The organism is Marinifilum sp., from assembly GCF_965230805.1.
Lineage (GTDB): Bacteria > Bacteroidota > Bacteroidia > Bacteroidales > Marinifilaceae > Marinifilum.
This window is the reverse complement of sequence record NZ_OZ246019.1, coordinates 2,415,192-2,428,027: the sequence shown is the minus strand read 5'-3', so window position 1 is coordinate 2,428,027 and position 12,836 is coordinate 2,415,192. Positions and strand designations below refer to the sequence as shown.

Below are 12,836 nucleotides of genomic sequence, written 5' to 3'. Positions count from 1 at the left end.
CAATAATATAGCCACTAAAAACAAACAATCTTTATAACTAAAAAATATAGATATGAGTATCGCTAATGTATTTAAGAAATTCCCCAAAACCTTTTGGGTAGCCAACACAATAGAACTTTTCGAAAGATGGGCCTGGTATGGCTTTTTCATGTTATTTGCCAACTATCTAACAGGTTCATCAGATGCAGGAGGGTTGGAATTTACCCAAACACAAAAAGGAATGATCATGGGAATAGGAACAGGTATTCTATATTTCCTTCCTGTAATTACCGGTTCAATTGCCGATAAATATGGTTACAAAAAAGTCCTGTTCATAGCATTCTGTATCTATACATCAGCGTTTATTTTGCTGCCTATGTTCGATACTTTTACAGGCGTGTTTATCATGTATTTATATTTGGCATTGGGTGCTGCCTTATTTAAACCAGTTATATCTGCTACCGTAGCAAAAACAACAAACGATGAAACAGCCTCCATTGGATTTGGAATCTTTTACATGATGGTTAACATTGGTGCCTTCTTTGGACCTATGGTAACCCTACTTTTTAAGAACTCATCTTACGATTTGGTTTTCAATATTTCGGCGGCCATTGTTGCTGTAAACTTTATTTTACTGATTTTCTATAAAGAACCCAATCGTAAGCCAAACACTGATTCATTAGCAAAGTCAGTCATAAACGTATTCAAAAACATTACACTTGTTATTTTAGACTTTAAATTCATTCTTTTCCTATTGATTGTTGCTGGTTTCTGGACAATGTACAACCAACTGTTCTTCACCCTTCCGGTATTCATCGCACAATGGGTAGACACATCTGTTATCTACAACTTCTTTCATAACTACATGCCATTCTTTAGTGAAAACTATGGAGCCCACAATGGGCAAATGGAAGCCGAGTTCATCGTGAATTTCGATGCCATGTTTATTATCCTGTTCCAGATCATTGTATCGAGCATCGTAATGAAATGGAAACCTCTTCGCACCATGATGACAGGTTTCTTTGTTTGTGCAATTGGTATGGCCTTAACACTGTTTACTCAGAATGTGCTATTTACAGTTGCAGCTATTTATATTTTCGCAATTGGTGAAATGGCCGGTTCGCCAAAAATTACAGAATACATTGGCCGTATTGCTCCAGCCGATAAAAAAGCACTTTACATGGGATACTCGTTTATTCCTGTTTTCTTAGGGAATGTATTCGCAGGTTTTATTGCAGGTGGTGTTTACCAACAAATGTCAGACAAGACTGCATTTGTAAAACAAGAAGTTGCAAAAAGAAGATTAAGCCTACCTGAGAATTTGTCGCAAAATGAATACTTTAACCAAGCTGCCGAACGCATGAACATGACAAGCCATGAGTTAACCAATTACCTTTGGACAAGCTACAATCCTTCTAGAATCTGGATGGTAATTCTGAGTATCGGTTTGTTTGCTGTAGTTGCCTTATTTTTATACGATAAATTTATAATGAATAAAAAATCTTAACAAATACACCAATTTATTAAGATGGCTCTTGAGTCTTCTATCCCGCTTTGGCGGGATTCTTCTTCCTTAATTTTTCATCAAAATAAGCTTAAAAATCAATGCTGTCTGACGGATATTTCATATTTTAACGACATTATTCCGTGCTACAAGAATCGCACTTCTGTGAATTGTTTGTAGCATATGCAACCACAACCATTTAATGCTGTCAACCAAGTATTTTACAAATTTGAGAAGGCATAACATATGACAAAACTTTTACGCTTAAAAACTCTTTTTATTCTTAATGCACTGCTTCTGTGGAGTAGCATATTGCTTGCACAAGTAAGTATTGAAGAGTACTACCAATCGGCCACCGGAAAAACCGGAAGTGAGTTAAAAACCTCATTGCACAATATTATTAAGGGGCATACCGAACTTCCATACACATCAAGCGAATATGATGTTTGGGATGCATTGGATGAAGCTGATCAGGATCCGGACAATGAAAACCATATAATCCTCATCTACACCGGCAAATCAATCCCTAAAGCAAATAAATCTAAAAATAACCAACAAGATTATTGGAACAGAGAGCACATTTGGGCCAAATCGCATGGTGATTTTGGAACAGATGAAGGACCCGGTACCGATATACATGCTTTAAGAGCTTGCGATGCAAGTGTAAACTCAGATCGTAGCAACCGCTTATTCGATAATGGTGGTACAGCACACAATGAAGCTACAGATTGCAAGTATGATGATAATGATTTTACCTGGGAACCTCGCGATGCAGTGAAAGGAGATATTGCTCGTATGATATTTTATATGGCGGTTCGCTACGAAGGCGAAAATGGTCGCCCTGATCTTGAACTGACCGATGACCTAAGTTACAGCACGATATCAAATAAAGATCCGCTGTTTGGTAAACTTTCCACTTTAATGGATTGGAACAATCAAGATCCTGTTGATGCTGCTGAAAAAGCCAGGAATGAAAAGGTTTATACCATACAAGGAAATAGAAATCCTTTTATCGATCATCCCGAATGGGTTGATGATATCTGGACTGCTGCTGTTGATACTGAAAGTCCCGCTATTACTGAATTAAGTCCTGCCAATGGGGTCGATGGAGTATCATTAACCGCAAATCTGATCATTAAATTTAATGAAGAAGTAAAAGAAGGAACCGGTTCGGTTAGCATTAAAAGATACCATGATGATTCGGTATTCGAAACCTTAAGCATTCCAAGTACGCGACTGCAATATTCTAGCAACCAACTCTTAATTAATTCGGAAGCAATGTACGAAGAGGGAGTTAAGTACTACGTTTTAATTGATAATGGCGCCATTACTGATGCTTCTTCAAACACTTTTGATGGAATATCCGATAAAGATTACTGGACATTTACAGCTACATATACCCCACCCGAATTGGTAAATTTCTCGCCCGATGACGATAGCAATAACGTGTCGGTTGAAACCGATCTTCAATTGACTTTTGATAAGAAGGTACAAGCCGGAAATGGAAGTATAACGATTAAAGCCGATGGCCTTGACCCAATTGACATTTTGGCTTCAAACGCCAAATTCGAAGGAGAAAATGTAAGTATTGATCTTTCTGAGGATCTTGAAGGTGCTACTGAATACACCGTTTTAATTGATGAATATGCATTTGTGAGTACAAATGGCGTTGCCTACCCGGGAATTTCGGATGATACCTGGACCTTTACAACAGAGGTGATTACGGGTATCAAGGATTTATACGCCAAAGGAAATCCTTCTTTCTATCCTAATCCGGCAACCAGCGAAATTAAGCTAACCAATATCAGCAATATTATTTCCATTCATATCACCAACCTTACAGGGCGCAATATCATGGAAATAAAATCGCCGGATACGCGTATATTAATTGGAAATTTACCAAAAGGGATGTACTTCGTTACTTTCATTACCGATGATGGTAATAGAATCACTAAAAAGCTACTGAAAAGATAAATCCTGAAACCTAACACCCTGATTTTGAGTAGAAATTTTCTCAAATTACCGAAGGAATATCTCGATATTGCGAGGGGATTTGAGAAAATTTAGCCAAAAGCAGTTAAATTCTTTGAAAACCCATCTTCAGCCAATCTTTGCTTGAATAAATCTGACTTTCGTTATCAAGTATTTTTAGTCGAACCCAGGCTAACACCTACGAGTGCCTCTCGTACGTACCTACGAGGGTCTGTCATTAGTACCTACGAGGACCCCTCGTAAGTACCTACGAGAGCCTACCACGAAAAAATCCGGATAGCTATACAACTATCCGGATTGTTTCAAATTATACGTATTCTTATTCTACAATTAATACATGCTCGAACTGAGTACTTCTTGGCTCTTTTACAGTGCTATTTCCCGATGAGTACTGCGTTACTATTTCCAATGCATAATTCCCGGCCTCCAGAGCAGGAACCATTACCAATAATTGCTTGGGCTCGTTAGATATAATTTGTTCGCACTTATGTCGAGTGTTATCGGCCTGATTAACTAAATAGACGCCTACCGAAGCATCGCTGCCAGCTATTTTTATACGATTCCCGTTAATTAAAATCACATTATTAGGTGTGATAGTACTATCCTCAACTTGGCTTAAACTATCAATTACTTTACCAATAACAGGTTCGTTGGTTATGGTTCCAACAATTTCAACCTGTGTTTTCTTAAGTTCGGCACGTAATTCATTGCTACTGGTAAACGAGGCTATTAAGCGATGTTCTTCGGGATTGAACCGGTCAGTAGCTCCGTTAAAAACGCCATTAACCGAAATGTGTCCATAAAATACACCTGTGTTTACACTATAGCCTTCGGCCATTTTCTCAATAATAATTCTATTACTTCGCGAAAGAATATCAACAATGGTTTCTTTCTTGTACTCTGTTCCCTCCTTAATAATTTCTTGAGCGATATCATCTATTTTTATGGTTCCCATTGGTTTTACTCTTCCATAAAAATCGTTAGGTTTTGGAGTTAAAAGGTTGTCTTGCAACCAAACATTCACTTTTGTCATTTTGAATCGTTTTAGTTATTTCTTTTTGATAATAAACTCTGGGTTTTGCAGCACTAAAACTAATCAAAATACATGAGCTATAGGTTTGAAATATGTTAATAATTGTAAAATTATATTAAATCCACCCCTTTCCCAGAATATTTAATCAACGTAGTATGATGAAACCCATTTTCCGGAAGTCTTACCTAAGGTGTTAGGATAGAAAAATCCTTAAGTACCTTAAAAGGAACCTTAAATTGTTCTGCGATTTGTTTGTAGAGGGAGAATCGCCTTAGCAAGTTCAAGATCATAGGCCAAGCCACGCACCTTATTGTCAATGTAGCAAAACATAAGGGCAGCGCAAGTCATCCTTACCCACTAATGGATGAACCGAATAAGCATCCCGGGCTTATGCTAACTGATATGAACGCTCAATTCTTCGAAAGAAAAGAGCTAGCCTGATGAAAGGCAATTTTGATACAGAAAAAAGAATACCTAGTCTTAAAGAAGATATAAGCCCGTACCCAAAACAATGATGAATTGTGAATCTTTTTGGAGGTAGACACTGCAAATTCCATTCGAATTGTCAGGAAAAAGGCTCGGGAAGCAAAAGAATAAGCAACAACACAAAACCGACTACCTATTCCCATGCTATGGGAGAAGTATGAAAAATTAATTTTAAGGCATAAAAACAGTTAAAATCTATCTGAAATTAGTCCAAACAAAAAAATGGGTACAACTTCAATCTGAGTTGCGCCCATTTTGTGTTTTTTAGTTGTACTTCCGAATATTATAGCCCAAGCACTTTAGTACCTTGCTTAAATACTACATCTTTAGGAATACCTGCATTATTTACACGATCCAGATCTTTTTGCAAATCTTCGCGGATATAACCTTTATCAGCAATCATTTGTTTCGCCAATTCGTAGTTCCCGTCACCTTGAACAATTAAAATTTGTCTTGCCAATTCTTTCATAGCAGCTTTCATTCTTTCAAAATCAACTTTGTAGGTTCCAGTTTCAGGATTTCTGGTAAATGCACCTTGCTCTTCGAAGAAATAGAAACGCATCATGTTTGCTTTACCATGTGCACTTGCAACACCAAAGCGAACCGAACGGAAGATACCAGCCATGAAAGTAACATAGTTGTCCATCAGTTTGCTTTTGTCCATTTCGCCCCACTCAGCCATTTGCGTAATCACATACAAACCTAAAATATCAGCTTTTCCTTCTTCAATAGACGTGTAAGCATCTTTAAGAGCATTGCGAATGCTAATCTTATCTTTTAAAGTATACTTAATTCCCAATCCGTGACCTACTTCATGAAACATTACATTTTCGAAAAAAGCATCGAAAGTTACGTTTTTACGTTGGCTCTCGTCAATCAGTAAATCAGAAATAGGAAGCAGAATTTTATCGAATTTAGCCTGCATCGCATTTTTCAACTGCAGCTTTCTACTTCCTTTGGCTACATGTACACGAGGATCGTTTGGTAAGTTAATCGCAATGTTTTTGCTACCTGAATTGCAATCACCAGCGTAATAAATTACATCGTAAGCATTCATATCAGCATTGGCTTTGGCTTTTTCGGCTTTGTACTCTTCAGGCACAGGAAGTCCTTTTTGCAATCGTGGCAATAAGGAAGCAAACTTCGATAATTTTTCACTCCATGCTTTGTCTTTCACCAAAATCTGACCAGAGTGAGAAGCTTTGTATCCGTAAAGGTCATCTTCATAGGTTTCGATTGGGCCAACAACAAAATCAATGGTGTTGGTTTTCATGTCCATCCAAGCCAAATCCGAAGCCAAATAGTCATCGGTTAAAAGAGCTTCTGCACGAAGTTCAAGATAGTTTTTCAAGCCTTTATCTTCAGCCAATTCAGCCGCTTTTTTTAACAATTTAGCAGCTTTGGCAGTTTCTTCAGGATATACTTTGTGGTACGGAGCAACTCTTAACGATCCATCAGCATCACGAATGATTTTTGTATACCAATCCGTTTTCATTTCATCCTTAATGGCCTCGAACTCGTCGGCTGTCATATCCTTAGGATAAAAATTAGCACCTTTGGGTTTTTCACCAAACCCTTTCAGGAAAGCTTTGTTGTTATCTAACCTGTCCCAAGGGCCATAGTTGATTTTGGCATAGGCAACAGCTGCAGGATCATTTAATTGAGAAAGAAATTCTGTTTTGTCACCAATGGCATCTTTCCAGAATAACTCTTCCATGATATCAGCTACTTCAATCAGGATAGGAATCATCTGCTTTTCCTTTTCGGTTAAAAGATTTAAAACAGTAGTTAGTTCAAATTCCGCATACTGATCGACCAATTTTTGCGTTGGTGAAACTACCACCTCTTTTTTTTCTTTTGGATTACAAGCTGCCAAGCCAACAATAAGGCCTAACAACACTGCAATAGATGTGAGTCTTTTCATTTTTACAATGATTATTAAGTTAGAAAATGTTGTTTTTGGTATTTGAAATAATGGTAAAAATTGATTGATTATTTTTACCATACTAGATCTTTCAAAACACTCAAAAGTACAAGCATAGATTTGTATTATCAAGCCATAAGCATGAAAAACCAAAGTTTTGTTCTTACAATAACCAATCTCTGTTTTTTTTATGAGGTGCGTATTAAATTGTTTTAAGAATTTTGAGTTTAGTTAAGCAAAAAACAGACGGAAATCTATAACCTCAGTTCAACTTAAAATATTGTAAAAGTTTGCACTGATTTTGAGTAGAAACTTTCTAAAATTAACGAAGGGATATTGCGAGGGAGTTTATGCCCAAAAACAGTGAAATTCTTTGAAAAGTCATCTTAAACCAATCATTACTTTAAAAACCTGACTTTTTATGGCGAATATTTTTAATCGAAATCAGGCATAGTAGTTAAGACAACATTTTTGAGAAATAATGAGACTTACTTTATTGCAATACTACGATCAGATTGTGTCTACAAAAACACCTCCTCCCAGCGTGGGAAGGAGGTGAAAAAAAAATTCGAGGAAAGGCTTCCTCAAACAGGTATTATTATTCAATCTTTACTTTGTCGGTTACAACATAGTAACGTGGATCATCAATATCACGAATAATCACAGTTCTGAAATGATCGTCGGCACGATTAAGCAATTTAATGCAATCCTCGCTCAAATGCTTTAGTTTAATGATTTTACCTGCATCTTCGTACTTCTTTACCAGATTACGGATGGCTTCAATCCCTGAGTGATCCGAAACTCTCGACTCAATAAAATCTATCTCAACCGAATCCGGATCATTGGCTACATCAAACTTGGTCATAAAGGTAGCAATTGATCCGAAAAAAAGTGGTCCCCAAATCTCATAAACTTTGGTTCCATCTTCTTTTAATGATTTACGGGCACGAATTCTTCTGGCATTCTCCCACGAGAACACCAAGGCACTTACAATAACACCTACCAATACTGCTATTGCCAAATCAAAAAGCACGGTTAAACCGGATACTAAAATCAATACAAAAGCATCTGATTTTGGGATTTTATTAAGAATACGGAAGCTTGACCATGCAAAGGTTCCGATAACCACCATAAACATTACACCCACCAAGGCCGCAATGGGTACCATTTCGATATATGAAGCAGCAAAAAGAATAAATGCCAATAGGGTAAGCGCAGCTACGATTCCTGACAATCTTCCGCGACCACCTGATTTTACATTAATTAAGGATTGTCCGATCATGGCACAACCACCCATTCCACCAAAAAAACCGGTAACGATATTGGCAGCACCTTGCGCCATACACTCCCGATTACCATTACCACGACTGTTGGTAATCTCATCCAATAGGTTTAAAGTCATTAAGGATTCGATTAGACCAATTGCTGCCAAAATAGAAGCATATGGCAATACAAATTTGATTGTTTCCCAGTTTAAGGGAACCATGGTAAACAGCTGCGATTGGAATGTTGGCAAACCACCTTTTAAGCCAGAACCACCACCTTCTTTAATAAACGAGCCAACAGTGCTTACATCCAGTCCGCCAAATATTACAACGGCCGAAACTACAACAATCCCAGTTAGTGCAGCCGGAATTTTAGAGGTTATTTTTGGCAAGAAGAACATGATTGCCATGGTTAAAACCACCAGGCCGATCATAGAATAAAGTTCGATTCCGTGCAACCAAACCGCTTCTCCTGCAATTTTTTCGGTAAACATCCCCAATTGAGAAAGAAAAATTACAATTGCCAGGCCATTTACAAATCCCATCATTACAGGATGAGGAATCAGGCGAACGAATTTACCAAATTTAAATACCCCAGCCAGGAATTGAATAAGCCCGGTTAGCACAATGGTAGCAAAAAGGTAATTTAAGCCCATGTTTTCAACGGGTGTAGCCATGGCCATTCCCATTTCGTTTCCTTCTTTTACAAGATTTACCAATACCACCGCCATAGCTCCGGTTGCACCCGAAATCATTCCTGGCCTACCACCAAATACCGAGGTAATCAATCCGATCATAAAGGCGGCGTATAAACCTACCAAAGGATCTACTCCGGCTACAAACGCAAAGGCTACTGCTTCGGGAACCAATGCCAATGCAACGGTTAAACCGGATAAAATATCATCTTTAGAATTCTTTGCTTTCTTTTTAAAAAAATCTACCATGTTTTAAAACCTAAAATTGTGATTAAGGGCGCTAAAATAGACTTTTGGCTCGAACAGCATGCACTGTTATATCAAGAAAGTGTAAATACTTTGAGCGAAAACGATGGAGTACCATTTTGATTTTAAAAACCACTGTATCCAAATCTTTGTAAGCACGACTTCTACAAATGGCTTCTCAAATTCTAAAAACAAGTTATTACCAGTACTTGGCTAAAATAATTTTTCCAGATATTTCGAATTTCCTTAAATTGACATTAGCAAAACAATCCTGATTAAAAACACTCTTGCCCGTAAGGGAATGCATGATTTTGGTTTGATAAAATTTGTTTATCGAAAAGGAGATGAAAAGAGTTATTAAGGACTATAAGAGCATAGGAATGGATTTGTTACAATTGTTAATCAAAACATTCCCTGATGGAATTCACGTTGAGGATTTAATTAGCATTACCAAACCTGATGGCAGCAAAATTAAAGTATTGGAATTACTTACCGAAGATACTGTTTACCTAATTAAAATGGATAAAGAAATGCAATCGCAAATCGATTCCTTTACAGGCGATTTTGAAGGACTGGATCCTTATTCGGATGGCTACAGGGACAATCCTTAAAGGCATGTTTTGGCAATAAGCTGACGAACAGATTTAATAATGCCTTGCTTGTCGTATCCACACTCTTTGTAAAGCTCTTGCTGAGTTCCTTGCTCTACCCATTTATCAGGAACTCCCAAACGCATTACACGGCTTTGGTAGCCTTTGTCACTCATAAATTCGAGAATAGCTGAACCTAAACCTCCAACAATACAGCCATCTTCCAGGCTAATTATATTTTGATGTTTCGCAAATACTTCGCACAATAATTCTCCATCAATTGGCTTCAAATATCTCATATCGTAATGAGCAATAGATATGCCTTCTTTTTCAAGTTCTTCAATGGCATCCATGGCTTCTGTTCCGATTGCTCCAATTGATAGAATGGCTAAATCTTCACCCTCTCTCAACTTTTGACCTTTTCCAACAGGCAGAATTTCAAAATCTTGTTTCCAATCAATAATTCTACCTCTTCCGCGAGGGTATCGAATACAGAATGCACCCATATTTTCTTGCTGAGCGGTAAACATGAGATTTCGCAATTCGATTTCGTTTAAAGGAGCCGCAATGATAAGATTAGGAACACAACGCATGAACGACAAATCGTAAACACCATGATGAGTAGCCCCATCGGCTCCAACCAATCCTCCTCTGTCTAAACAAAACACCACATTTACGCCTTGCAAAGCTACATCGTGAATTACCTGATCGTAGGCTCGCTGCATAAACGATGAATAAATTGCACAGAATGGAATTTTTCCTTGTGCGGCCAATCCACCAGAGAAAGTAACAGCATGCTGTTCTGCAATCCCTACATCGAAAGCTCTTTCGGGCATGGCCTCCATTAGCTTGTTCATAGAACTACCTGTAGGCATTGCCGGAGTTATTCCAACAATCTTGTCATTGTTCTTGGCAAGTTCTACCAATGTTTCACCAAACACATCCTGAAACTTAGGAGCTTTCGGTCCATTATCTGTCGATTGAATGATTTCTCCGGTTTCGATATCGAATTTCCCCGGTGCATGCCAATAAGTTTGGTTAATTTCGGCTTGCTTAAAACCCTTCCCTTTTGTTGTAATGCAATGAAGTATTTTAGGACCAGGAATTTTTTGTAAGTCGCTTAGTACTTTTACCAAATGATTCACATCATGCCCATCAACCGGGCCAAAATATCTAAAGTTAAGAGCCTCGAAAAGGTTACTCTGCTTAAGAAGAATGGTTTTTATTCCATTTTCTACCTTCTGAAATAATTTTTGTGTGTTTGGATTAATTCTGTTGAATTTTCCAAGAAATCGCCAGACATCATTTTTAACCTTATTATATGTTTGCGAGGTAGTGATATCGAGTAAATAATTATTTAAACCCCCAGTATTGGGATCTATGGCCATATTGTTATCATTCAGAATAACCAGCAAATCGGCATTATTACCAGCAGCATTGTTTAAACCTTCGAAAGCCAATCCTGCAGTCATCGAACCATCACCAATTACAGCAACCGTTTTTCTATCGATTTCTCCTTTTAATTGAGCAGCTACTGCCATTCCCAATGCCGCCGAAATAGATGTTGAAGAGTGCCCAACAGTAAAGGAATCGTATTCACTTTCATACCGATTTGGAAATCCACTAATTCCTTTGTATTTGCGATTGGTATGAAAAACATCTTTTCTTCCTGTAAGAATTTTGTGTCCGTAAGCCTGATGACCAACATCCCAAACCAGATTATCGTATGGAGTATTCAACACATAATGAAGTGCAACAGTGAGTTCTACAACACCCAGACTAGCTCCAAAATGCCCTGGATTACAGGAAACTTGTTCGATAATTTCTTGTCGCAATTCAAAACAAACTTGAATCAAATCATCTTCCGAGATTTTTTTCAAATCTTCAGGATAATTAATTTGATCCAATAATTTTTTATCTGCTTGCGTCATGTAAGAAATTTTCTGTTTAAGTCGTTAAAATATTGCACGAAGATAATAAATAAATAACAAGTAATATTGGCATGGTATTCGTGTATAAAACGCGGTATTCATATATTTGTTTACAAGTAAGTTCCATTACTAATAAAAGTATTATTAAAAATGTTCAAAAAATTAAGTCCTTCAATAATCGCATTGCTAATAGCGATGAGTCTTTTTTCATGTGTTCCAACCCGTCAGTTTCAAGAATTACAAAATAAACAGGCAAATTGTTTGGAAGAACTTGAAATGCAGAAAGAAAAGAATCTTGAATTGAGTGAAAGCAATAACGAATTGCAAGGCAAACTGGATGTTCTTAAAGGGAAACATGATAAGGTTTTATCAGATACCATATCATTATCCAGAAGATTACAATCAGCTCGTGAAAGATTAAGCCGCGCCGAGCGAAGCAATCGTGATTTAATGGATCAATTGGCCGGGATTCAGGCTGGCAATGCCAAGGAAACAAAAGCTTTATTGGAACAAATCCGTAAAGCACAAAACAATCTTCGATTAAGAGAGGACGAAGTTTCAAGTCTTGAGAAGAAGATGGATGCCCGAAAGAAAAAGTTGGATGCATTGCAGCTTGAGCTTGGAAAACGAGATCAGCGTCTTCGCGAGTTGGAAACCGCATTAAAAAAGAAAGATGAGGCTGTAAAAGCTCTTCGAAATAAAGTAATGAGCGCATTAACAGGTTTCGAAGGAAATGGCTTGTCAATTAGTACAAAAAATGGAAAGGTTTATGTTTCTATGGACGAGAAACTATTGTTTAGATCTGGTTCTTATACTGTGGATGAACGTGGAGTACAGGCATTGGATCAATTGTCAAAGGTATTGGCTCAAAATAAGGATATCAATGTAATGATTGAAGGACATACCGACAATGTACCATATAATGGGAGCGGTGTATTAAAAGACAACTGGGACTTAAGTGTAAAAAGAGCAACTTCAATTGTAAGAATCATTATTAAAAATAAAGGAGTGGCTCCAAAACGATTAACCGTGGCAGGTCGTAGCAAGTATATTCCGGTCGAAAGCAACTCAAGTGCGGCAGGTCGAAGTAAAAACCGTAGAACGGAAATTATTTTGACCCCCAAGTTGGATGAGTTGTTTCAGATATTGGAAACAAATTAATTTAAACGCTAAGTCGCTAAGGCACAAAAT

8 protein-coding genes are annotated in these 12,836 nt (G+C 37.5%); 4 read left to right on the top strand and 4 right to left on the bottom strand.

Annotation, left to right across the window (positions count from 1 at the left end):
- Window positions 1-52: 52 nt before the first annotated feature.
- Together ACO05S_RS09655 and ACO05S_RS09650 are read left to right on the top strand one after the other, a co-directional pair.
- Window positions 53-1,486 carry an MFS transporter gene (locus tag ACO05S_RS09655; RefSeq protein WP_421917808.1) on the top strand — a complete coding sequence of 478 codons (1,434 nt, stop codon included), beginning with the start codon at window positions 53-55 and terminating at the stop codon, window positions 1,484-1,486.
- 243 nt (window positions 1,487-1,729) lie between these two features.
- Window positions 1,730-3,457 carry an endonuclease gene (locus tag ACO05S_RS09650; RefSeq protein WP_421917807.1) on the top strand — a complete coding sequence of 576 codons (1,728 nt, stop codon included), beginning with the start codon at window positions 1,730-1,732 and terminating at the stop codon, window positions 3,455-3,457.
- A 337-nt stretch (window positions 3,458-3,794) separates the two neighbouring features.
- On the opposite strand, the gene ACO05S_RS09645 is transcribed toward ACO05S_RS09650, so the two are convergent.
- The 3 genes from ACO05S_RS09645 to ACO05S_RS09635 all read right to left on the bottom strand — a co-directional run bounded on the left by ACO05S_RS09645 (window position 3,795) and on the right by ACO05S_RS09635 (window position 9,127).
- Window positions 3,795-4,508, bottom strand: a complete 714-nt coding sequence (locus tag ACO05S_RS09645; protein WP_421917806.1) for a DNA-binding domain-containing protein — start codon at window positions 4,506-4,508, stop codon at window positions 3,795-3,797.
- A gap of 769 nt (window positions 4,509-5,277) precedes the next feature.
- Entirely contained in the window at window positions 5,278-6,918 is a 1,641-nt protein-coding gene (locus tag ACO05S_RS09640; protein WP_421917805.1) for a dipeptidyl-peptidase 3 family protein, read from the bottom strand.
- A gap of 598 nt (window positions 6,919-7,516) precedes the next feature.
- Window positions 7,517-9,127 carry a SulP family inorganic anion transporter gene (locus ACO05S_RS09635; RefSeq protein ID WP_421917804.1) on the bottom strand — a complete coding sequence of 537 codons (1,611 nt, stop codon included), beginning with the start codon at window positions 9,125-9,127 and terminating at the stop codon, window positions 7,517-7,519.
- 341 nt (window positions 9,128-9,468) lie between these two features.
- Between ACO05S_RS09635 and ACO05S_RS09630 the strand changes: the two genes are divergently transcribed.
- Window positions 9,469-9,735, top strand: coding sequence for a hypothetical protein (locus ACO05S_RS09630; protein WP_421917803.1), 267 nt, complete (start codon window positions 9,469-9,471; stop codon window positions 9,733-9,735).
- Here the strand turns inward: ACO05S_RS09630 and dxs are convergent.
- The gene (gene dxs, locus ACO05S_RS09625; RefSeq protein ID WP_421917802.1) at window positions 9,732-11,645 is read right to left on the bottom strand and encodes a 1-deoxy-D-xylulose-5-phosphate synthase; all 1,914 of its coding nucleotides are present in this window, start codon (window positions 11,643-11,645) and stop codon (window positions 9,732-9,734) included. The two genes, ACO05S_RS09630 and dxs, sit on opposite strands and share 4 nt — an antisense overlap.
- 150 nt (window positions 11,646-11,795) lie before the next feature.
- Here dxs and ACO05S_RS09620 point away from each other — a divergent pair, with 150 nt between their 5' ends.
- Entirely contained in the window at window positions 11,796-12,806 is a 1,011-nt protein-coding gene (locus tag ACO05S_RS09620; RefSeq protein ID WP_421917801.1) for an OmpA family protein, read from the top strand.
- Window positions 12,807-12,836 lie beyond the last annotated feature (30 nt).